The organism is Arthrobacter sp. NtRootA1, assembly GCF_019976975.1.
In the GTDB taxonomy this organism is placed as follows: Bacteria; Actinomycetota; Actinomycetes; order Actinomycetales; family Micrococcaceae; genus Arthrobacter; species Arthrobacter aromaticivorans.
Window position 1 is genome coordinate 720859 of the sequence record NZ_AP024630.1, and the last position, 20927, is coordinate 741785.

20 protein-coding genes and 1 tRNA gene are annotated in these 20927 nt (G+C 62.0%); 9 read left to right on the forward strand and 12 right to left on the reverse strand.

Annotated features, from left to right (window positions below):
- Positions 1 to 2 precede the first annotated feature (2 nt).
- Positions 3 to 671 carry a hypothetical protein gene (locus LDN90_RS03510; protein ID WP_223947933.1) on the reverse strand — a complete coding sequence of 223 codons (669 nt, stop codon included), beginning with the start codon at positions 669 to 671 and terminating at the stop codon, positions 3 to 5.
- A gap of 83 nt (positions 672 to 754) precedes the next feature.
- The gene (locus LDN90_RS03515; protein ID WP_223949228.1) at positions 755 to 1705 is read right to left on the reverse strand and encodes an RluA family pseudouridine synthase; all 951 of its coding nucleotides are present in this window, start codon (positions 1703 to 1705) and stop codon (positions 755 to 757) included.
- A 152-nt stretch (positions 1706 to 1857) separates the two neighbouring features.
- Here LDN90_RS03515 and LDN90_RS03520 point away from each other — a divergent pair, with 152 nt between their 5' ends.
- Together LDN90_RS03520 and LDN90_RS03525 are read left to right on the forward strand one after the other, a co-directional pair.
- Positions 1858 to 2493 (forward strand): helix-turn-helix domain-containing protein, encoded by a 636-nt coding sequence (locus LDN90_RS03520; RefSeq protein ID WP_223947934.1) that lies wholly within the window; start codon positions 1858 to 1860, stop codon positions 2491 to 2493.
- The gene (locus LDN90_RS03525) at positions 2486 to 3178 is read left to right on the forward strand and encodes an SRPBCC domain-containing protein (protein ID WP_223947935.1); all 693 of its coding nucleotides are present in this window, start codon (positions 2486 to 2488) and stop codon (positions 3176 to 3178) included. The genes LDN90_RS03520 and LDN90_RS03525 overlap by 8 nt, the downstream gene beginning before the upstream one ends.
- A 78-nt stretch (positions 3179 to 3256) precedes the next feature.
- Here the strand turns inward: LDN90_RS03525 and LDN90_RS03530 are convergent, their stop codons facing one another.
- Positions 3257 to 3832: a TetR-like C-terminal domain-containing protein gene (locus LDN90_RS03530; RefSeq protein WP_223947936.1), complete on the reverse strand. Its 576-nt coding sequence runs from the start codon at positions 3830 to 3832 to the stop codon at positions 3257 to 3259.
- Positions 3833 to 3915: 83 nt separating this feature from the next.
- Here LDN90_RS03530 and LDN90_RS03535 point away from each other — a divergent pair, with 83 nt between their 5' ends.
- Positions 3916 to 4419: a DUF4188 domain-containing protein gene (locus LDN90_RS03535; RefSeq protein WP_223947937.1), complete on the forward strand. Its 504-nt coding sequence runs from the start codon at positions 3916 to 3918 to the stop codon at positions 4417 to 4419.
- Here the strand turns inward: LDN90_RS03535 and LDN90_RS03540 are convergent.
- Complete coding sequence (locus LDN90_RS03540) at positions 4416 to 5870, reverse strand: PLP-dependent aminotransferase family protein (RefSeq protein WP_223947938.1); 1455 nt, start codon at positions 5868 to 5870, stop codon at positions 4416 to 4418. The two genes, LDN90_RS03535 and LDN90_RS03540, sit on opposite strands and share 4 nt — an antisense overlap.
- Before the next feature lie 60 nt (positions 5871 to 5930).
- Between LDN90_RS03540 and LDN90_RS03545 the strand changes: the two genes are divergently transcribed.
- Positions 5931 to 6560: a hypothetical protein gene (locus LDN90_RS03545; protein ID WP_223947939.1), complete on the forward strand. Its 630-nt coding sequence runs from the start codon at positions 5931 to 5933 to the stop codon at positions 6558 to 6560.
- A 29-nt stretch (positions 6561 to 6589) separates the two neighbouring features.
- Here the strand turns inward: LDN90_RS03545 and LDN90_RS03550 are convergent, their stop codons facing one another.
- From LDN90_RS03550 to LDN90_RS03580, 7 genes are all read right to left on the reverse strand, one after another.
- The gene (locus LDN90_RS03550) at positions 6590 to 7420 is read right to left on the reverse strand and encodes a DNA-formamidopyrimidine glycosylase family protein (protein WP_223947940.1); all 831 of its coding nucleotides are present in this window, start codon (positions 7418 to 7420) and stop codon (positions 6590 to 6592) included.
- A complete protein-coding gene (locus tag LDN90_RS03555; protein ID WP_223947941.1) occupies positions 7413 to 12320 on the reverse strand; it encodes an ATP-dependent helicase in 4908 nt (1635 codons plus the stop codon). The genes LDN90_RS03550 and LDN90_RS03555 overlap by 8 nt, the downstream gene beginning before the upstream one ends.
- Before the next feature lie 55 nt (positions 12321 to 12375).
- Positions 12376 to 13002: a DUF4232 domain-containing protein gene (locus LDN90_RS03560; protein WP_223947942.1), complete on the reverse strand. Its 627-nt coding sequence runs from the start codon at positions 13000 to 13002 to the stop codon at positions 12376 to 12378.
- 101 nt (positions 13003 to 13103) lie between these two features.
- Positions 13104 to 13841: a YcnI family protein gene (locus tag LDN90_RS03565; protein WP_223947943.1), complete on the reverse strand. Its 738-nt coding sequence runs from the start codon at positions 13839 to 13841 to the stop codon at positions 13104 to 13106.
- A gap of 98 nt (positions 13842 to 13939) precedes the next feature.
- Entirely contained in the window at positions 13940 to 14557 is a 618-nt protein-coding gene (locus tag LDN90_RS03570) for a hypothetical protein (RefSeq protein WP_223947944.1), read from the reverse strand.
- 138 nt (positions 14558 to 14695) lie between these two features.
- Positions 14696 to 15268, reverse strand: a complete 573-nt coding sequence (locus LDN90_RS03575) for an SRPBCC family protein (RefSeq protein WP_223947945.1) — start codon at positions 15266 to 15268, stop codon at positions 14696 to 14698.
- A 78-nt stretch (positions 15269 to 15346) separates the two neighbouring features.
- Entirely contained in the window at positions 15347 to 15838 is a 492-nt protein-coding gene (locus tag LDN90_RS03580) for a hypothetical protein (RefSeq protein WP_223947946.1), read from the reverse strand.
- A 94-nt stretch (positions 15839 to 15932) separates the two neighbouring features.
- Here LDN90_RS03580 and LDN90_RS03585 point away from each other — a divergent pair, with 94 nt between their 5' ends.
- Complete coding sequence (locus tag LDN90_RS03585; protein WP_223947947.1) at positions 15933 to 16823, forward strand: phosphotransferase; 891 nt, start codon at positions 15933 to 15935, stop codon at positions 16821 to 16823.
- 791 nt (positions 16824 to 17614) lie between these two features.
- Positions 17615 to 18103: a hypothetical protein gene (locus LDN90_RS03590; RefSeq protein WP_223947948.1), complete on the forward strand. Its 489-nt coding sequence runs from the start codon at positions 17615 to 17617 to the stop codon at positions 18101 to 18103.
- 100 nt (positions 18104 to 18203) lie between these two features.
- Here LDN90_RS03590 and LDN90_RS03595 read toward each other — a convergent pair.
- Positions 18204 to 18293: transfer RNA gene (locus LDN90_RS03595), tRNA-Ser, on the reverse strand.
- A gap of 147 nt (positions 18294 to 18440) precedes the next feature.
- Between LDN90_RS03595 and LDN90_RS03600 the strand changes: the two genes are divergently transcribed.
- From LDN90_RS03600 to LDN90_RS03610, 3 genes are read left to right on the forward strand one after another with little or no spacing between them, the layout of a single operon-like run.
- Complete coding sequence (locus LDN90_RS03600; protein WP_223947949.1) at positions 18441 to 19442, forward strand: zinc-binding alcohol dehydrogenase; 1002 nt, start codon at positions 18441 to 18443, stop codon at positions 19440 to 19442.
- A gap of 3 nt (positions 19443 to 19445) precedes the next feature.
- A complete protein-coding gene (locus LDN90_RS03605; protein WP_223947950.1) occupies positions 19446 to 19844 on the forward strand; it encodes a 6-carboxytetrahydropterin synthase in 399 nt (132 codons plus the stop codon).
- Positions 19845 to 20852 (forward strand): glycosyltransferase family 4 protein, encoded by a 1008-nt coding sequence (locus tag LDN90_RS03610; protein WP_223947951.1) that lies wholly within the window; start codon positions 19845 to 19847, stop codon positions 20850 to 20852.
- Positions 20853 to 20927: the final 75 nt, after the last annotated feature.

Consider the following 20927-nt stretch of genomic DNA (forward strand, 5'->3'; position numbering starts at 1 on the left):
GTTCAGGCGGGTTCGGGACGGCCCATAGGTGCACCGCCCGCCGGTTGGACCGCGCCTTTATGGCGCAGGAACCTGCCTGCTTTGAAGTACCAGTATGGCCACGCCACCCACGACGGCGACCCGGCAACGAAGCCAGCCCCCATGAGCGCATATTTCAGCCATTCCGGGCCGGGTATCAGGTAGCCAAGGCCGGCCACGGGCAGCCCCACAAGCAGTGCACCCCCGATGAACCGTCCAAGTTGTGCCAGTTCCCGGGGGTATCGATCAACGCTGCGAAGTTTGTTGTTTGCCACCAAAAACCATGCGGCCTGGACGGTAATGGCAGCAACGGACACCACGGTAGATGGTGTGAAGTCCAGCACTTTGAACACCAGCAGTGCGGAACTTGCTGCGCCGGCAGCACAAGCGCCCACAGTGATGCATTTGAACGGCCCATTCCAACGGGATTCGGGAAGCCGTTTGTGCACTTGGAGGATCACCGGAATGACCAGGACGTTGAATACAGCTCCGGTGGCGTCGTTGATGGTCCCAAACACGAAGGGGCCGCCCTTGGGCACTTCAATGGCAAACATGGCGCCAAGCGTAAGAACCCCTGCCACGCCTACCGCAGCGGCAGAGTAGGCGAAGACGGATGCAGTCTTATCGCCTGGGACCTCAACGAAACTATCCATGAGACGCTCCCGGATGCTGCCCAGCAGAATCATGGTAGACCCGGGCCCAACCTGAAGGAATAGGTTCTCCCTCCGGGGCAGGATCAGCCGTGGGCTTCGCTGAGTTCCAGTTGGCTACGGTATTCCACGCGCTCCTTGGTGATGGGATCCACGAAGGTGATGCCGCGGGCCAACAATTGAAGCGGCTTGCTGTAGTCGTCCGGGGCCTTGTCCAGGAGGTCCGGATAGAAGGCGTCGTTGACGATGCCTAGACCCAGCGATGCCATGTGGACCCGGAGCTGATGCGTTTTGCCGGTGTGCGGTTCAAGCCTGTACAGGGCACGGGGAGAAGTAGCCGTGCCATCGGTAGCGTCACCGGCGTCGAACGTCCTGACCCTTTCGATGCGCGTTTCCGCGTTCGGTTCGCCGTCGATAACTTCGGCGAGCAGATAGCTGCGGGACTTGGTCATGCGGTTGCGGACCACCACAGGGAATTCGACGTCGGGATAGCCGTCCGCGGGGGCCGCGGCGGACACGCATTCGTACTCTTTCTGGACCTGGCGCTTCTCAAAGAGCACCTGGTACCGGCCGCGGGTTTCCGGGTTGGTTGAGAGCAGCAAAATGCCGGCGGTCATGCGGTCCAGGCGGTGCATGGGAATGAGGTCCGGAAGGTCGAGCAGGTTCCGCAGGCGGACCAAGGCGGACTCTTGGATGTATGTGCCGCCGGGCGTTGTGGGCAGGAAATGCGGCTTGTCCACCACGAGGATGTCTTCGTCTTGGTGCAGGATGTTGATTTCCACGGGCAGGCGGGTCTCCGGAGGGAGTGTCCGGTAATACCAAATGAAGGTGTGGTCCTCGAGCTTGGTGCTTCGGTTCAGGCGCACTCCGCCTTCGCCAACGATCTCGCCGGCATCGAAGCGGTCCTCGATGCCTTGGGGGTCGATGTGCCCCCAGCGATGCATCATGTAGTCCATCGCCGTATCCCATGGCCCTTCGTCCGGGAGGCGCAGGCGGGTTGCGTTTACGCCGTCGCGCACGGGAAGGGGGGATTGCATCACCGGACAATTCTACTGTGGCTCTCGTTGTGGGGCCTGCCCTGCCTGGCATTGGGCCCGAGGAGCACGCAAATCAGGCCCCGCAACGCAGCTGCAAACCGACGATAAAAAAGTTCTTGACAATAAAAATTGTCGGTAGGCATACTGGAAGCATGTTGGACATCGAAGTGATTGAGGACGCAGCCGCCGCAGAGGCTTCGCTGGATCCGATCCGCACGCGCATACTGCAGGAGCTCGCCGTTCCGGGGTCGGCCACTCAACTGGCCGCCAAGGTAGGGCTGCCCCGGCAAAAGGTCAATTATCACCTCAAGGCACTCGAGCGTCATGGCTTGGTGGAGCTTGTGGAAGAACGCCGCAAGGGCAACGTCACCGAACGCGTTCTTCAGGCGACGGCGGCCTCGTACCTGATCTCACCCGTCGCCCTGGCTTCGGTGGCCCCGGATCCGCAGCGTTTCGCCGACAGGTTCTCCGCCTTCTGGCTCCTGGCGCTCGCCTCCCGCACGGTCCAGGAAATGGGGAAGCTCATCTCGGGTGCTGCCGCCGCCAAAAAGAAGCTCGCAAGCTTCGCGATCGACGGCGAAATTACCTTCCGTTCAGCCGCGGAACGCGCCGCTTTCGCAGAAGAGCTGGGCGTAGCGGTGACGCGGCTCGTCGATAAGTATCACGACGGCGGTGCTGCCGCAGTGGCGAGCGGGGCACGCAAGCACCGGCTCGTCATCGTACTTCACCCAGCACTCAAGACCCCGTCAACGGAAAAATCAGCAGAAAAGGAACAAGGCAATGACTGACAATCGGAAATTCGAAATTGTGGCGGACGCCGAACTGCCGGGCACTCCCGAGCGGGTGTGGCAGGCGGTCACCAAGGACACGTCGGCCTGGATGTTCCCCACGGATCAGTGGCCCGATGTGAAAACGGTGGAGGAATATCCCACCCATCTTGTGTCGCGGATGGAGGGTCCCAACGGTTGGTTCAACCAGTTGGAGCACGTCCTGGAGCCTGTGGAGGGTGGCCGGGCAAAGCTCCACTACGTCCACAGCGGGATCTTTGCCGACAACTGGGACGAACAGTACGACGGCGCCAGCAAGCACACGGAGTTTTACCTCCACACCCTGGGTCAGTACCTGCAGTATTTCGATGGGAAGCCCGTGGTCTTCACGGATATCCAGGCGCCTGCTTCATCGCAGACTCCCGACGGATTTGTGCAGCTGAAAAAGGCTTTGGGCGTGGATGGTCTTGCCGCCGGCACACCTTTTGAGGTGGACGTCGACGGCGTGGGCCGGCTGAGCGGGGAGGTGGACTTCTCGAATGGGAACTTCCTCGGGCTCAGGACATCGGACACCATGTACCGTTTCTTCGGCCGGAACGCCTTCGGTGCGCCGGTTGGCATGACCGTGCATGAGTTCGGTGGATCCGGAGACTCGGACCTCACTGCCAAGGCGTGGGGCGCGTTCTTGGAGAACGTTTATGCGTAGGGGTTTCCCGCCCAACTGACTGGCAGTAGTGGTTGTTCCCAGAGCTGGGAACAACCGCTACTGCCAGTCACTTTGCGTTTACGGGGCCCACGCGCGGGCAACTGCTTCGAGGGAGGCCTCGTAGATTCCCGCCCAATCCGTGCCGTGATTGTCCACTTGGGCCAGCTCCAGGCTGACGAGCCCGTGCACCTGCCCCCAGATGGCCATTGCGATGACGGAGGGATCGTCGGAACGGATCCTCCCGGCCGTTTGGGCGGCAACTACCGCCTCCACCAGGGGAAGCATGGACGCCGAGGCGACTTCCGGCGTCGGGCTGCAATCAACATAGGCGGCCAGTGCACCACCGAACATCAGCCGGTAAAGGGCCGGATGCTCCAAGGCCCACTTGCGGTATGCGCTGCCCAGGCCCCGGAGTCCGTCTTTTGCCGCAGCCTGCTGGGACTCCCCAAAGGAGCGAAAACCGTCGTCGACGGCGGCCGTCAGGAGCTGCGCTTTCCCGCCGAAGAGCGAGTAGATCGCAGAGGTGGACGTGTCTGCGGCTGCGGCAACATCGCGGAGAGTGACCCGCGCGGGACCCTCGCGGTCCACAAGTTCTGCGGTCACTGCCAGAAGCCGTTGCTGGACGTGCTGATCATGAAGGACGGGTCTTGCCATGCCTTCAAGTGTTTCATAACATCGTTTCATAACATCGTTACGAAACTGGGAAATCCCGAAAATTCCCCACCAAAAGGAGCGACATGGCACAGGAGATCTTTCCCGGACGTTTTACCGCGGACATCGGGCGTGAAACAGTGACTGTCTTCCTGATCGGGATGCGAGCCAACCGTTGGTGGAAGATGGGCAAAGTGGGTCGTGTGGCATCAGCCATGCCCGTGATGATGCGACACCTCGCCGCCAACCCCGAGGCCGGGTTGCTTGGCAGCGAGCAATGGTTTGGGCGGACCACAATCCTGCTCAGTTACTGGGAAAGCCCAGAGCATCTGAGGCGCTTCGCAGCGGACCGTGATTCCCCACATCTGGGTCCGTGGCGGAAGTTCATGAAGGAGATTGCCGGCAGCGGTGATATTGGGGTGTGGCACGAGACGTACCAGGTTCCGGCGTCGGGCATTGAAGTGGTGTACAACGGGATGCCGCTTTTTGGCTTGGCGAAGGCCACCTCCCATGTCCCCGTCGGACCGGGCAGCAACACGGCGAAACAGCGCATGGGTTCAGCTGCAGCGGCGCCTGCCAAAAGCGCCTAGGCGACTGCGACGGCGGGTGGCCGCCCAGCCTTGAGGGTCCGGCGGAGTTGGGGAGAAGCGTCGAGCTTGTCCTGGGCCGCTCGCAACGCACCCACGGCGAATTCCAGCTGCGCCGGCGGCAAGGTGTAAGGGACGCGCAGGTAATGCTCGAACGCGCCGCCCACTCCGAATCTCGGTCCCGCCGCCAGTCGAAGCCCGAAATCCGGCGCCAGCACGGTGAGGGCGGTACTGCATGCAGTGGGCAGGCGGCACCAAACGGTAAGCCCGCCCCGTGGTCTTTCCGCTTCCCATTCCGGCAGATGTTCAGCGAGCAGTGCCAGCAGCGATTCCCGGTTGTGCTGCAACTCCTGCAGGCGGGCATCCAGCGGTTCTGCGAATGACCTCACCAGCCGCGCGGCGGCTAACTGCTCAACAACCGGACCGCCAAGATCCATGGTGGTCCTTGTTGCCACGAACCGGGTGATCATCGCCTCCTCCGCCCTGATCCAGCCCGTCCTGAGGCCTGCCCAATGGGATTTGCTGAGCGAGCCGACCGAAACCACGCTCGGACTGAAGGTTGACATCGGCGCCGAGCGGACGCCGTCGAGGTTCAACCCGCGCAACGTCTCGTCCACCACAAGCACCGTCCCGGCAGAAGCAGCCGCCCGTGCCAACTGGCGGCGCTGAAGGTCTGACATGATGCGCCCGGTTGGGTTGTGGAAGTCCGGAACAATGTAGGCCATTGAGGGGTGCTGCTGGTTCATGGTGGAAACGAACGCGTCGATTTCCCAGCCAGAGGAAGCGTGAGGCGATAACGCCACAGGCAGCACTTTGCAGCCAGCCGCCCGGATGGCGTCCAGTGCATTTGGATAGGTGGGGTGTTCCACAAGAACCCTGTCCTGCTTCCCGACGAGGGTATGGAGAACGATGTTCAGGGCATGCTGCGCGCCGGACGTCACCAGGATCTGGTCCTCTGTAGTGGGCACTCCTTCAGCAGAGTACTTCTGCGCGATCGCCTCACGCAGGGCTGGCACTCCAAGGGCGTCGTACCCGAAACCGGGCAGTAGCGCCGGCAACTCAGTGAGGGCGTCGGCAAACGCCCGGTGCACAACTTCTCCGGCGGCCGGAAGCGATGCGTAGGCCAGGTCCAGGAGTCCCTCGGGGGCGGCAAGGCCCGGTACGCTCACTGGGGCGTTGCGGTGGGGGATACTCGTCCTGCCCCGGCTGCCTTGGCCGGCGGTGAGAAAGCCTTGCTCGCGCAGGCTCGCATAAGCCGCGGTGACAGTGGTGCGGCTCAGGCCGAGCGTCTGCGCCAGCGCACGCTCACTGGGCAGCGCGACGTCCAGCGGAATGCGCCCATCCATCACCAGTAAACGCACGACGTCGGCCAGCTCACGGTAGGCGGGTAGCGCTCCGTTGCTCCAAGAGCCCAGGAGGCGGACGAGTGCGGTGGGATTCAGTGAGCCGGGCATAGGACCAGTATTCCAAACTGGCTATGGAATACAAGGCCAGTTTTTCGCGAGTATGGATCCATGATGACCCGAAGAATCACTCAACTCCTGATCGGCCTGGCGATGTACGGCATTTCCCTGGCCATGTTCATCCGCGCCGGGCTTGGCCTTGACCCTTGGGACGTCTTCCACCAGGGCCTTTCGGGAAAGACCGGATTCAGCATCGGAATTGTGGTGATCGCCGTCAGCTTCCTCGTCCTCCTTCTTTGGATCCCGCTGCGGCAAATGCCCGGATTCGGCACCTTGGCAAACGCCATCCTTGTGGGAGTCTTTGCTGATCTGGGCTTATGGCTGATCCCGGAGTTCTCGCATCTGGGAGGACAAATTGCGCTGCTGGCCGGCGCGGTGATCCTCAATGGAATCGCGTCCGCTTGCTACATCGGAGCACGCCTCGGCCCGGGAGCCCGTGACGGCCTGATGACGGGACTGGTTCGCCGGACGGGGTGGTCTGTCCGCCTTGTCCGGACGGGAATTGAAGTGGTGGTCCTGGCCGTGGGCTTCCTGCTGGGTGGATCCGTTGGTGTCGGCACGGTGGTCTATGCCTTGGCAATCGGTCCGATTGTGCAGGTTCTCCTGCCGAAGTTCATGGTCCCGGAACCAGCCAAGGCTCCGGCCCCCACCGAAGCTGTGGAGGCCGCGCCGGCCGCCTGATGGTTGACCCTCCTGAAGGGTTTCGAGTCCTATTGACGTGGTTGGCATCTGGGACAGAAGTAGATGTCCCGCTCCTCGGTTCCATCCGGCGCTGCGAGGACATCGCGACGAATAGGTGTCCCGCAGCGCCTGCATGGCTGGCGAGCCCTACCGTAAACCCAGTAGCCGGGTCTCATCGCCCGGGGACCCAAGGTGGTCCGCAGGCCTGGGCCCAGATTCTCGCCCAGGAGTCTCTTGGCATCGTTGACGGTCTTGGCGAGATCCGGCACCGAGCCCACAGGCAATGCGGGGTGGATTCCGGAAAGGAAGCACGCTTCGCAGCGGTAGATGTTGCCGATCCCGGCCAGCTTCCGCTGATCGAGCAGGGCGTAGCCGATGGGGACGTCAGGTTCAGCTTGGAGCCGGCGGAGGGCTTCTTCTTCATCCCAGTCAGGGCCGAGCAGATCAGGTCCGAGATGCCCGACGATCCGATCTTCCTCGCTGGTTGGCACCACCTCGAGAATGCCCAGCGAGAACCCGACCGCGTCAGCGGAAGCCGTTCGTAGCACGCAACGCGCGGTGTGGCCTGGCTTGGTCCAGCGGCCTCCCGGCGGGTAGACCATCCAACTGCCTTCCATCTTGAGATGGGAATGGATGGTCAGCTCGCGGGGTTTCCTGCTCGCGCCGGGTTCCTCGTCGGCAGGTCCCACCAGGCGCATGAGCAGGTGTTTGCCCCGGGGAACCACCTCGGTCATTGTCCAACCCGCAAGGTTCAGGGTGGCGAAGCGCGGTACCCGGAAGTCTGACGCTGTGATGACCTGTCCTGCCAAGGCGGCGTTGAGGCGCGAGGCAGCACGCCAAATGGAATCTCCCTCAGGCACGGATCCGCAGCCCCTTTGGGGTTGAGTAGGCTCCGGCGGCCGCAAGCGCAGCAGCAATCGGCGTGTCCAGGAGGTCGTGACCGTTGACTTTTTCCATGAAAAGTTTGTCCACCGCTCCGCGTCGCACCACGTCTACCAAAGCTTCGGCAGCGACCGCCAGGACGGCGTCATCATGGCTGAAGGTGAGAAGAGTCTTACCGCCGCGCTCAACATAAAGGACCAACGCGCCGTCGACCATCACTACCAGCGCACCGGCCTTTCGTCCGGGGCGGTGTCCGGAACCGGCGTCGACGGACAGCGCCGGCCAAGGCAACGCGGCGCCGTAAGGGTTGGCCGGGTCCGTGGCTGCGAGTGCCAAGGCTGCGGGTTCTGCTTTGGTGATGCGCGCATCTTCGGTGAAGGAACGGAGCCTGTCCACGGTTGCGGAGACGGCGAATTGGGCCGCTCCCAGATGCTCGATGAAGTAGCCACGGCGGCAACGCCCGGCTTCTTCGAGCCGGGCCAGAACTTTGTACATGAGTCCGAAACCGCCAATGATGTTCTCGGCCATGACCGAGCCCCGGGTGACCACGCCATACCGATCCAGCAGAAGCTCGGCGGTGCCGCGTGCATGGATGGTCGGGTCAAGTTCGGGCGAAGGCAGCGCAGACCAGCGTCCTACCGCTGATGGCGGGGCGGGAGCGGTGCCGGAGACAGAACCATAGCGCCCACCCGTTAGCCCGGGGGATCCCAGAAGGCCCGTACCGTGGGACCGCCCCAACCTGCTCATTCTCGGGGCACGGGCCCGAGGTGCCTTGGCGACCTGCCGGTGCGCTGTGCGCCCACCGGCGATCATGGCCCGCACCGGCGCAAAGGTGTCACCCGTGACGCGGCCGGCCCACACCAGATCCCAGAGCGCCGAGACCACGGCATCATCGCTCAACACAGAGTCCATTCCACCCGTCACTTCAGTGAGTTGGCGGAAGAAGTAACCGCCTCCTGCCCCCAAATAGTCCAGGAGCCGTTGTTGGGCGTCGCCGGGCTCGAAGTCCGGAGCAGGATTAAGCGTCAGCTCGGCGGAGTCGGCCACGTGGAGGCTGATCCACCCGTCATTTCCGGGCAAGGCCCCAGCCCCGGACCACAGCAACTCACCGGCGGCCATGAGTTCGTCCAACATGGCTGGTTTGTAGTCCGCCACGCGGCTTGAGAGCACCAATGGCTCCCATGCGGAAGCGGGGATGGGAACGCCTGAGAGTTGATCAACCGCCGTGATGATGCCGTCGAGCCCGCGCAATGCCTGGCTCCGGGATTTCCCGGGTGCCGTCACGTTCTGCCATGCCGGCAGGAACCGCCCATAGGCGGCAGTGTCAACGGGCTCAACCTCTGCGCGCAAGGCAGCCAGAGAACGACGCCGGAGCTTCCGCAGGACCTCGGCATCACACCATTCGCTTGACGGCGGTGCCTCGACGGACATGAGCTCGGAGTCCAGCGGCTCCAGTGGGGTGCTCTCCGTCGCCACGGCATGTGGCCGGAACTCGCCCTCCACAACACGGCCATCGGCAGCGAGCCGCTTCAGTGCAGTATTGACGACGGCGACGCCAAGTCCCAGCCTGGACGCGGCCTCGGCTGCTGTGAATGGTCCGTGGGTGCGCGCATACCGTGAGACGAGGTCGCCCAAGGGATCGTGGACGGGCTCAATGAAGGCGAGCGGCACGCCCATGGGCAGAGGGACACCAATGGCGTCGCGCAGCCGGGCGGCATCTTCCACCGCCGCGAAACGCTCGACGCCGCCGATCGTTACCTTCAGCGCCCGGTTGGCTTTCTGGAGAGCGGCCAGGTGCGAGCCCGCGTCCGGCCCTTCTTCAAGGCGCTCCGCCACTTCCTCGACGCTGAGCGGACCAAGGAGCCGGAGGAGGTCAGCGACACCTTCCATTCCGCGCACGCGACGGTCCGGTACCAGCCGCTGCAGCTCGCGTTCCGTGGCATCGATGACCGCGGCGTCAAGAAGCTCGCGCAGTTCCACTCTGCCCAGAAGCTCATTGAGCAGCGTGGAATCCAAGGCCAGCGCTGCGGCCCGACGCTCCGCCAAGGGGGAATCGCCTTCGTAGAGGAACTGGGCTACATAGCCAAACAACAGGGACTTCGCGAAAGGTGAAGGCTGCTGGGTGGTGGTCTCCACAATGCGCAGTTCACGGCGCTCGACTGATGCCGCAATGTCCTTGAGGGCGGGCAGATCATAAACATCCTGCAAACATTCGCGGACGGTTTCCAGCACGATAGGAAAGGAGGGATACTTCCGGGCGACATCCAGTAATTGGGCAGAGCGTTGCCGTTGCTGCCACAGGGGTTGGCGCTTGGCTGGGTTTTGGCGGGGCAGCAGCAGGGCGCGGGCCGCGCACTCACGGAATCGGGAGGCGAACAAGGCACTGCCGCCCACCTCGGCGGTGACGATCTGTTCGAGTTCTTCGGGATCGAACAGGAACAACTCAGCACCGGGTGGCTCGTCCTCCATCATGGGGACACGAAGAACGATGCCATCATCGGCGGCCATGGCTGAACCGTCCAAGCCGTAACGCTGCTGAAGGCGTTGTCCAACGGCCAAAGCCCACGGCGCGTGGACAGGCATTCCGAACGGACTGTGGAGAACAACGCGCCAGTCCCCGAGTTCGTCGTGGAAACGTTCCACAACCAAGGTCCGATCGCTGGGAACGATGTTTGTGGCTTGCTTCTGTTCTTCCAGGTATTGCAGCAGGTTGCCGGCCGCAAAGGCATCGAGCCCACTCGCTTGGCAGCGCTCCATGGCTGGCGCGGGGTCGGCCGCGGAGAGTTCGCGGATGAAGGCTCCCAAAGCGCGGCCGAGATCCACCGGACGGCCGAGCGAATCGCCTTTCCAGAAGGGCAGCTTTCCCGGTTGACCGAAAGCAGGGGAGACCAAAACGCGGTCGTGGGTGATGTCTTCGATTTTCCAGCTGGTGGCTCCGAGGGCAAAGATATCGCCTACCCGCGATTCGTAGACCATTTCTTCGTCGAGTTCTCCAACCCGGCGACCACCTTTCGCGGCGCGGGCGGAGGCGCTGGGGCCTTCACCATCGGCGTTGGCGGATGAGGATCCTTCAACTTCAGTGCCGATGATGTAAACGCCGAACAGACCTCGGTCCGGAATGGTGCCACCCGAGGTGACGGCAAGTCGCTGTGCCCCGGGCCTGCCCTCGATGGTGCCTGCATGGCGGTCCCAGATAATGCGTGGCCGAAGTTCTGCAAATTCGTCGGAGGGATACCTTCCGGCAAGAAGATCCAGTGTGGCCTCAAACGCGGATCGGGGCAGGCTCGCAAATGGGGCCGACCGACGGACAGTGCTGAACCATTCCTCGACGTCGATGCTGCCCAGGGCAGTAGCGGCGACGGTTTGCTGGGCCAGAATGTCCAAGGGATTTGTGGGGATGCTTAGCCGTTCGATTTGGCCGCTTAGCATCCGTTCCACTGTGACGGTGGTGTGAAGGAGGTCAGCCCGGTGCTTGGGGAACAACACGCCCTCGGAGATCTCGCCCACTTGGTGGCCGGCACGCCCTACACGCTGCAGGCCACTGGCTACCGAGGGCGGTGACTCCACCTGGATGACCAGATCCACGGCTCCCATATCGATGCCAAGTTCCAGCGACGATGTGGCAACGACGCAGCGGAGCCTGCCCGACTTCAGATCATCCTCGATCATGGCCCGCTGATCCTTGGAGACCGAACCGTGGTGGGCGCGTGCCAAGACAGGATCTGCTCCACTCGTGTTGCCGGCCTGCGCCATCATATGCGCCGGGGTCGCAGTGGATACGGGAGCGGTCCCAGCAGACTTGGCGGCCGGCCCGGTGCCCCAGCTTCCCGAATCATCTTCCTTTTCGGCAGCACCCCACTCACCGCCGGCCGCGGCCAGCATTTGCCGCTCGGCATGGATCTCGTTCAATCTGGCGGTTAGCCGTTCAGCCAAGCGGCGTGAGTTGGCGAAGACGATAGTGGACTGCTTGGAGAGGACAAGATCGACAATCTGTTCCTCAACATGAGGCCAGATGGATGCTTGCGGCTGAAGCCCCGAGGCAGGCCCGGAGTCAAATGCGCCCGCAGCCCCTTGGAGGTCCGACATGTCCTCCACGGGCACAGTGACTGTGAGATTCCAGTTCTTCTTGGACGGCGGAGCAACAATCTCCACAGGGGCCTGGCCGGCCAGGAACTGGGCCACAAGCTCACGCGGCTGCACCGTAGCAGAGAGGCCTATCCGCTGGGCAGGCTTTGCTAGAAGGGCATCCAGCCTTTCCAAGGACACCGCAAGATGTGCGCCCCGCTTGGTGCCAGCGACAGCATGCACTTCGTCAATGATGATGGTGTCTACTTCGCTCAACGTTTCCCGGGCACGGGAAGTCAGCATCAAGAACAGGGATTCCGGCGTGGTGATCAGGATGTCCGGCGGGTTCGATAACAGCGAGCGGCGATCTGCCGCCGTCGTATCTCCCGAACGGACGCCGACAATAACCAGAGGTGCCGGAAGCCCCAATCGCTTGGCGGTTTGCGTGATCCCGATAAGCGGTGCCCGCAGGTTCCGCTCCACGTCTACGCCCAGTGCTTTGAGCGGCGATATATAAAGGACGCGGGTCTTGGTCTTGGGACGTTTCGCGCGACCCTTTCCGTCGGAGACGGACTCCAATCCGGGCAACGCGTCCGACGGTGTGGAATGCAACCTGTCCAACGCCCAAAGGAAGGCGGCAAGAGTCTTGCCCGAACCAGTCGGGGCCACTACTAGGGCATGCGAGCCCGAAGAGATGGCGTTCCACGCGCCATCCTGGGCGGGAGTGGGCGCGGAAAAAGCGCCGAGGAACCATTCCCTGGTTGCTTGGCTGAAACGGCCTATGGCGCCGATGGACGCCTGCTGCTCCTGCATTCCTCCATCATGCCCCACGGCTCAGACAGAATAAGCCCGAGCCGTGGGCTGATGGTTAGACAGCCTGGAAGGCAGTGATGGTCAGGAGTTTGATGCCCGCGTTGCTGCAGGCATCGTGTTGCTCAGCGACGAACAGTGACGCAGTGTCGTTGGGCGGGTAGATGCGGTAACCAGCAGCAGGAACTTTGGTGCAATCGCCGTAGTTTCCAGCCTGGGTGTAACGCAGTTCAGCCCACGCCGATTTCCCCGGGGCAAGCTCGACCTTGGTGACCGGCGTAGTGGTTTCACGGGTAGCGGGCTCGCCGATAGGGGCACCGTTGGCGTCGGCCGTCAGGGAGACGCCCGCGAAACCTTCCAAGGTGCAAGGCGTGGTTCCGGAGTTCGTCAGAATCAATTTTTCGTAGATACTTCCGGCAGCGCCGCCGCCAGTGGAATCAGTGGCGGCAGTCAGGGAATCGGCCTTGCATTGACCTTCGGCAGGTGCTGCGGAGGTGACCGTTCCGGACGGCGAAGGCGAGTTGCTCGCGCTGGGGGAGGCCGACGTCGGAGATGCCGAAGATGAGGTGGGCGGGGCACTGCTGCTTCCCGCGGGGCTTGGGCTTGGCCCGCAAGCAGCAAGGAGCAGCAGCGAGGCTGCGGCCGTCGTCGTCACAAGTCCGGTTTTGATGCGCTGAGTCCACATGGGCACCAGCCTTGCGCCGGGTGTGACGTGAGTCAATTGAGCCACGGCAAGGAAAGCGGATTGGCGTCCGGATCGTGATATTCCGGACGCCAACCACCGTGTTACTTGGCGTCGACTTTGGCTGCTGCTGTCTTTGCTGACCGGCCGCGGAAGAATGCGGCGCCGCCCAGGCCCAAACCGGCGATACCGGCAATAAGGCCCGCCCAGCTTCGCGCTTGTGATCCGTCGTCGGTTACCGATGACGCCTGCTCTGTTGACACCGCGTTTGCTGCGTGGTGGTCACCTTCGGCTTCGGCAGGTGTGATGGTGACGGACGGGGCCGGGGCTTTGAGATCGTGCTCGTCCTGTCCCTCCTTCGGGATCTCCGACCAGTCAGTCTGGCCCTGCTCGCAGGTCTGCAGCGTCGGGAAATAGAGCGTCTTGCCGGCGGCGTCGGGCAGCTTGACCGAGAGAACCAAAGCATCACGAAGATGTGGATCCAGCGGGGCCTTGGCTGTGTAGACGATCTGGCTGGTCCGTTTGGTGATGGTGGTGCCATCAGCCAACTTCTTCGGCCCTGGCAACGTCTCCGTCACCTTCTCAACCGTCCAGTTTGGGTTGACCGTGGGCTGGGCATCGGTCAGTTCCTCGGGCAACGAGATAGCGACTTTTGTTGTGCCGAACGTGTCGCAGCCGTGGGGGATGCCGAACGTCAACAAGGCGTACGAGTTCGCAGCAGTCTTGTTCGGATCTGCCGATACGTGTGCAGATGCTCCGGCAAGACCGGCCATCATCAGGGCAGCGGTTCCGCCAGCGGCAGCGGTCGAGGACAGGGTACGGCGGAGGGCGGACTTCTTCATGGGATTGCCTTTCGGGGCGCCGGAACTGGCGCGGGTACGGGTTTGTGGCCCGTCACCAAAGGCGTCTGCTGAGTGCGTTGCGCTGGTGCCGGGCGGAATCAGGGAAGAACGACGGCGGCGGGCGGGCCGCGGCGGCTGTCTTGCCTCAGGTTCCGCCAAGGGCGGGGCAGGAAGACGTCAGGTGCGTCGACGGCGATAGGGGAGGCGCCGGCGTCGGGCTTGAACAATAGGGTGGGCAGCGCAACCAAAGGGCGCAGCCAGGCCGCCAACTGCCACAGGGCGTCCTCGCCCTTGGCCAGGATCACGGCAGACCCGATCGTCGCCAGGATGTGGCCAACCAACATCGCAGTGCCCAGAGTTGTGCCCAACTCATGGACGTGGGGCGTCGCCGTGTAGAGCAAGGGATTCAGAGGTTCGCCAGCGTGGTGCGAGTTCCCTGGAGCTGTTGCCGTTACTGGACTCAAAGCCGTGAAGGCTTCGTGGAGAGCGAGCTGGCTGGTTCCCAGCAATGCCGTCATGGCGGTGAAGTTGAGCTTGAAGCGAGTGGCAAGCGTCGCGGCCAATCCTGTCAATGCGACAAGTGCCAACAGAACCGGGATAGCGGGAAGTTCCCCGCCGCCGATCACGTGAGCCCCAGCTGCCAGAAGCACGATAACGAGCGAGATCGCGCCCGACCGCAGTGCATGGAAGGGTGCCCGGGGCTGCAATGAGCGCACGGAGTCCTCCCTCGATCGCCTGGCTGGATGCTGTCTGTTGTCAGCGTCTTGATTCTATCGGGAGTTCGGAGCCCGACTGGCCTCGGATTGGTGCCTATGTGGATACTTTTCGCGGGTGCGGGGATGTTGACTCCGCCCTTATTGCGTTGAAAGTTGGCCCTTCGTGCGGACAAATGTTGGTCCTGGCGGCTCCGGTATGCGGCTGAGATCAGCACCGGGACGACGACGGCGCAGCTCAAGTTTCAGGCTTTCTTCGCCACGCGCCATGGCCCAGTGATGGTTGGCCGAGAACGCAGGCTTCAGGAGCCAGCTCAGCCTCCGGAGCAGTGGCTTGGCGGTGCTCACCCGCCAGTCGTAGGTGATGACGACTTCAGGGCCGTCCGTCTCGAAGGTCCAGCGGCCAGTGCCGTTGAGGTCGCCCTCTGCTTTCAGCGCAAATCCGTGGAGGGTAATGGGTTCGGTAACGGTGAGCCGCCAACGCAAGGTGTATGGGAGCCAGCCCTTGGTGTGGAGATCGAACGATGAGCCCACGCCGTCCGCGTTGCCTTGGGCCACGGGTGTCACCTTGAGGTACACCGAAGGCCACCACTGCTTGAGGGTGCCCGCGTTACCGAGGACATCCACCACTTCCTCGGGCGTTCCGGCCACTCTCCAGACCGTGAGGAACTCGTAATCGGTGCTTTTGCTGGTTCGTTGCATTGACCTGGACATTGGTGCCTCCGCTGCTAATCGTACCGAGAGGTTGGTCCCGGCGCCTTAGCTTTGTCGCTTGTGGTGCAAACCTAAACCTCATGCGCCGGTTTTCAGCAGATCCTTCATGTCGAAAAGTGCTTCGAGCGGCGCAGCTGTGTCCGTGAGTGGTGTGACAGGGTCTCCGCCGCAATCTTCAATTCGCTGGGAGTATCGCTCTTGCTCGCCTTCACGGACGACAATCGTCGACGCAGTTCCGCCTGCGCAACCAGGCTTTGGAGCGCGGATGTCCTTGGTGCGCTCAGGAAGGCTTCGGGCAAGGTCCATCACTTCGGTCCACGTCTCTGCGGGCATGGCAGCAGTTTCCTGACGAAGCACGTCGCCGTAGGAATCGACCGTGATGCTGGCTTCCTTGTCAGAGGCCTTGATGGTGTAGCTGCGATGGTATTTGGGCGGAACTGAACTGTCGCGGAATCTGTACTCGACAGTGGTTTCCGATGGATTCAGCTTGAGGCTGTTAGGGACGGCGCAGGCCGTGAGCATTCCCAGCGAAAATACGGCAATAGACACTAACGCGATACGGCGACGCATGAAATCCCCCTGTGGCGGCCCTATGTGTCACCAGCCTAGCGGGAGTGGGACAACACGCATGTGAATGTGCGGACTGAGACATTAGTCTGCTGGGATGGAATCCTGGCACCGCAACCGGCTGAGCGTGAGCCAAGCCGAACTCGTAGAACGCTGGCTGCCAGGTGTTCGTCTCCGCAAGGATCTCTCCTGGAATCTCATGGATACGGCGGTCCTTGAAGTAGAGCACGAACACCACAAATACATAGTCAAAGCTGCGGGGTCTTTGAATCACCACATAGGACGTGAGATAGAAGCCCATGAGTTCTCGGTGAATGTGTGGGCCCGGTATAACCGCGCCCCTAAGCTCGTTCACTCGGATCGTTCCATGAATATTTTGATGACCGAATATCTGGAGGGTTCCCTCGTGGAGGGAACCGAAGCTGAATATGACACGGAAACGTATCAGCAAGCCGGGCGCCTAATGCGTGCGTTCCACGAGCAAGCAGCGCAGACTGACCCAGACTATGAAGCGATAGCCGTTTCCAAAACGTTGTCCTGGCTGAGAACGCCCCACCGCATCGAGAGCTCTTACGTTGAGAAAGTCCAGGCCATCCTCGGCGGATATCAGCCGAAGCCTGTGGTGCTCGTCCCGACTCACGGTGACTGGCAACCACGTAACTGGCTGATGGACGGCACCGAGCTTAGGATCATCGACTTTGGCAGGTATGAGTTCAGGCCGGCCGCCACTGACTTCTGTCGTCTGGCTGTGCAGCAATGGCGGTCCCATCCTCATTTGGAGGGCGCCTTTTTTGAGGGATACGGTTCAGATCCCAGAGACAGAGAGCTCTGGAATGTTGCGTTGCTGCGCGAGGCGGTCGCTACCGCTGCATGGGCTTACCAAGGCGGCGATCAACGGTTTGAGCAGCAGGGCCACCGCATGCTTCGTGATGCGTTGGCCAACTTCCAGATGATGTCAATCGTTGGCTGGAAGAGCGGCGCATCATAGGTTCAGCCTCCCGCCCGCTTCCTCACCGGTACCCGCCGTTTATGGGTGGGAGGATCGTCCCAGAGTTGTAATCAGTGGAACGGTTCTACGCCAGAATGTGGCGGCCACGAGCGGGACGACAGTGAACACAGCAGTCATGTCTTTGGTGACGATTGCCAGCCCGAAGACTGAACCGGTGCTTAGTTCGAGCCACAAGCGTGCGCGGTGCGTTTAGAGCATACGAGGCCGGGGGATGGAGGAAAAGGGTTGCCGAGAATTGATGGCATTTGCCCATCGGTAATTTCTCTGACCATGTCCGCGTAGGTAACCTCGTCGATAAATACATCGTTTGCCCGCTGAACGCCGAACACCCGGAACGCCAGGGCCAGCAATCCAACGGACAACGCGATCCATCAAGGATTTCGGAGCGCCGCTGAAGACATGCTGGCCGGCTTCGGCGCTCGAAAATGTGGCGGAGATGCTTCGGCTTGTTCCAGCGAGTTCATGACGCTCCTAAGGGTGTTTGATGCGCCACATGCACGATTTTCAAAGGTAATGAATTTCTCCGATTCAAACAATCGGGTTTGGCGCTCTGTATTTGATCGCAAGAAGCATTTAGGGATCTAGTCTGGATTTGATTAATTCTTTAGTTTTTAGCGTCACGAAATGGAAGTTAGGCTTAGGCGCCCACAGGACCGCGGCAAGCCTAGGTCCCCTTTGGACAGTCCGGGCCGTGGACAGAAGACGCAGGCTGCTACATTGTTCTCGATGGGGGCGCATCGTGTACTCCCTGGAATCCTCAGGGGTCCGATATGAGCATGCAGTTTCCGCAGTCTCCTGCTCCATCAAAGACAGAAACCGGCGTCCTTGAAGCGAAGAGATCCCGCAATGGGCGGACCGTTGTCGGCCTCGGTTTGATTTTTATCGGCCTGGCGTGGGTGCTGCTGCTGTGGCAGGCGTATGGCGGAACTGGCTCAGAAATCGCTGCTTTCAGCGAGGGTGAGAGAGCCGAACTGATAATGGCAGATGCTCAGAACGTAATTTTGACGGCTTTCCTGCTGGCCGTTGGAATCTGGAACGTTGCCACCCGGCGCAGCAATTCCAAAGCTCCCTTGGTCGCGGCGCTGGTCTTGGTGGGACTTGAGCTCGTCCTTGGCATCATCAACGTTGTTGACGTCGTAACCACCACAGGGGAGATGCCCAACGTCCTCAGCTTGATTTTCCGCATCGCCATCCTCGCGCAAACCATCCGATTGCTGCGGTTCAAGCCGGTCAATCCGCTCCTGTTGCAGCTGCCTTAAAGGAGCCGCGCGGAGTTCGTCACAGACGGCTGGCATGCCTCCGGGCAAAGCAAAAGGCCCCGCCTCCCTCATAAACAAAGGGAAGCAGGGCCTTTCTCATTGGCGGTGACGGTGGGATTTGAACCCACGTTGGCTTTTACACCAAACAACATTTCGAGTGTTGCACCTTCGGCCGCTCGGACACGTCACCAACTGAAATAGGGTACCGGAGTTGGGGCCTGTTCCCCAAAACGGCCCGCAAACGAGCCCCCAGCCACCCCCAGCGAACCCCCGGGAAACGCCGACAAGTGAACTCAACTTCCGCCCGCACCCGCCCAGCGATAGATTCATAAGCATCATGACTATCTCGCACGAACAAGAACACGAGGCCCAGGCCTATTGGGTCACTGAGTCGGGCCACGGTGAGTTGCGCCCGGAGGCCATACCAACCCCCGGCCCCCAGGAAGCCCTCGTCAGGACACTATACTCAGGCGTCAGCCGCGGCACGGAGCGCGTAGTCCATGAAGGGCGGGTCCCGGAGCGTGTGGCTGATTTGATGCACGCGCCGCACCAAGAGGGCGACTTCCCGGGCCCGGTAAAGTACGGCTACCTGTCTGTCGGCGTCGTGGAACAAGGCCCGGACGCCTGGATCGGCAAGACAGTCTTCAGCCTCCATCCGCACCAGGATTTCTACGTGGTCCCGACGAACCAGCTCACAGCCATACCGGAGGACGTGCCTGCCCGCCGTGCCGTGCTCACGGGCATCGTGGAGGTAGCAATCAATGCCCTGTGGGAAGCCGGGCCGAGGCTGGGAGACCGCGTCGCCGTCGTCGGTGGTGGCTTGGTGGGCGGCGTCCTGGCGACCATCCTCCGGAAGTATCCGCTGGGCCGCCTGCAACTCGTGGATGCAGACGCGGACAAGAGAAATCTCGCCGAAAAACTCAACATCAACTTCGCACTCCCGGACGAAGCGGAGAACGATTGCGACATCGTTTTCCACTGCTCCGCTTCCAACGAGGGACTCAAACTGAGCCTCCAACTTGCCGGCGACGATTCCGACGTGATCGAGCTTTCGTGGTTCGCCGACAAGGAAGTCACCCTGCCGCTGGGCGAGGATTTCCACGCGCGCAGGCTCACCATCCGCTCCAGCCAAGTGGGGGCCGTGGCGTTGCCCAGGAGGCACAGAAGAACCAACGCCCAGCGCCTCGAACTCGCGGCAGCAATCCTGAAGGATCCGGTCTTCGACACGTTCCTCAGCAGCGAGTGCCAATTTCAGAATCTGCCCACCAGCCTCGTTAAGTTGTTTGAAAGGCCCGGCGGCTTTTGCCACGTGGTCGCCTATCCAAAGCCGGAGGAATAAGACATGTTCAGCCTGACCGTCCGACGCCATTTCATGATTGCCCACAGCCTTCCCCGGGAAGCCTTCGGCCCCGCGCAGGGCCTCCACGGTGCCACGTTCGTCGCCGAGGTGACCTTCCACCGCGCGGACCTCAACGAGGACGCCATCGTCCTGGATATCGGTGCTGCAGGTGGCATTCTTGAGGAAATTCTTGAAGACCTGAACTACAAGAACCTCGACGAACACCCAGCCTTCAAGGGCAAGTTGTCCACCACGGAGGCATTGGCGAAGCACATCGCGGACGCAGTTGCCGCGCACATCACGGACACCCCCGACGGAGCAGCCCTCAACGGTATCGACGTCGTCCTTCGCGAGAATCCGGATGCGTGGGCAGGATATTCACTGGAGCTCCCGGTTAAGTAAGTGCACATCCGCTTCCTGGTGCCGGGAAACGTCCGGCACGGCTCCGGCGGGAACAAGTACAACGCCAAACTCGCCGAGCACCTGACAGCCCTGGGCGTGGGGATAGAGACAGTCATCGTCGACGGCGGCTGGCCGGTTGGGAGCGCGGCGGACCGGCAACGGTTTGCCGAAATGCTCGACGGCGGCACCACAGTGATTGCCGACGGTTTGGTCGCGAGTGGGGCCCCGGATGAAGTGGCGGGCGCGGTAAGGGCAGGAACCCGGGTGTGGATTCTTTCCCACATGGCGCTGGCCGATCACGCGGACCTTGAAGCCAGGGCCCTGGCCGCAGCCTCAGGTGTTATCTGCCCAAGCGAGCATGCTGCTGCCGCATTGGAAAAAAGGCATGGCCTCGAAAACATCGTGGTTGCCCAACCCGGAGTTGAACCGGCTGAAACAGCAAAGGGCTCGGAACCACCGCACATCATCGCCCTCGCCGCCCTGCTCCCCAACAAGAGCCAAACGGAACTCGTGGGAGCGCTCGCTACCCTAAAAGACCTGCCATGGACGGCGGCCCTGATCGGAGCAGACCAACCTGACCCCGCGTACGCGGCAGAAGTGAGGGCCGCCGTCGAACGTTACAAACTCCAAAACCGCATCATGATGACTGGGGAGTTAACCGGCAAACCGTTGGAGGATCAGTGGCGCGCAGCCGATCTCAGCATCCTCATCTCGAAGTCCGAGTCGTTCGGGCTGGTAGTGACGGAGTCCTTGGCCCATGGCGTCCCGGTTGTCGTCCGGCAGGGGACCGGTGCCGTGGAAGCACTCGGGAACACAGGAGCGGGGACGGCGCTTGACCTCACACAGCCCAACACCCTTGCCAGCGCTTTCCGGAGATGGCTCACCGACCAAGAGCTTCAACACAGGTGGCGAACTGCGGCACTCCAGGCGCGGTCCAACCTTCCCGGGTGGGACACCACAGCAGCAACGGTCCTGAAAGCCCTCGGCAGCGGCGAGGGTGCAGAATAGGGCCGTCACCAGCTGCGTTACGCCTACACCAGGTGGGGCCTTCGCCGCAGCCGTATCGACGACGACGGCGCCCGC

Coding starts and splice junctions, on each gene's coding strand:
- LDN90_RS03510 (WP_223947933.1), bottom strand. CDS start 671: ATGGATAGTTTCGTTGAGGTCCCAGGCGATAAGACTGCATCCGTCTTC.
- LDN90_RS03515 (WP_223949228.1), bottom strand. CDS start 1,705: ATGCAATCCCCCCTTCCCGTGCGCGACGGCGTAAACGCAACCCGCCTG.
- LDN90_RS03520 (WP_223947934.1), top strand. CDS start 1,858: ATGTTGGACATCGAAGTGATTGAGGACGCAGCCGCCGCAGAGGCTTCG.
- LDN90_RS03525 (WP_223947935.1), top strand. CDS start 2,486: ATGACTGACAATCGGAAATTCGAAATTGTGGCGGACGCCGAACTGCCG.
- LDN90_RS03530 (WP_223947936.1), bottom strand. CDS start 3,832: ATGGCAAGACCCGTCCTTCATGATCAGCACGTCCAGCAACGGCTTCTG.
- LDN90_RS03535 (WP_223947937.1), top strand. CDS start 3,916: ATGGCACAGGAGATCTTTCCCGGACGTTTTACCGCGGACATCGGGCGT.
- LDN90_RS03540 (WP_223947938.1), bottom strand. CDS start 5,870: ATGCCCGGCTCACTGAATCCCACCGCACTCGTCCGCCTCCTGGGCTCT.
- LDN90_RS03545 (WP_223947939.1), top strand. CDS start 5,931: ATGATGACCCGAAGAATCACTCAACTCCTGATCGGCCTGGCGATGTAC.
- LDN90_RS03555 (WP_223947941.1), bottom strand. CDS start 12,320: ATGCAGGAGCAGCAGGCGTCCATCGGCGCCATAGGCCGTTTCAGCCAA.
- LDN90_RS03560 (WP_223947942.1), bottom strand. CDS start 13,002: ATGTGGACTCAGCGCATCAAAACCGGACTTGTGACGACGACGGCCGCA.
- LDN90_RS03565 (WP_223947943.1), bottom strand. CDS start 13,841: ATGAAGAAGTCCGCCCTCCGCCGTACCCTGTCCTCGACCGCTGCCGCT.
- LDN90_RS03575 (WP_223947945.1), bottom strand. CDS start 15,268: ATGTCCAGGTCAATGCAACGAACCAGCAAAAGCACCGATTACGAGTTC.
- LDN90_RS03580 (WP_223947946.1), bottom strand. CDS start 15,838: ATGCGTCGCCGTATCGCGTTAGTGTCTATTGCCGTATTTTCGCTGGGA.
- LDN90_RS03585 (WP_223947947.1), top strand. CDS start 15,933: ATGGAATCCTGGCACCGCAACCGGCTGAGCGTGAGCCAAGCCGAACTC.
- LDN90_RS03590 (WP_223947948.1), top strand. CDS start 17,615: ATGAGCATGCAGTTTCCGCAGTCTCCTGCTCCATCAAAGACAGAAACC.
- LDN90_RS03600 (WP_223947949.1), top strand. CDS start 18,441: ATGACTATCTCGCACGAACAAGAACACGAGGCCCAGGCCTATTGGGTC.
- LDN90_RS03605 (WP_223947950.1), top strand. CDS start 19,446: ATGTTCAGCCTGACCGTCCGACGCCATTTCATGATTGCCCACAGCCTT.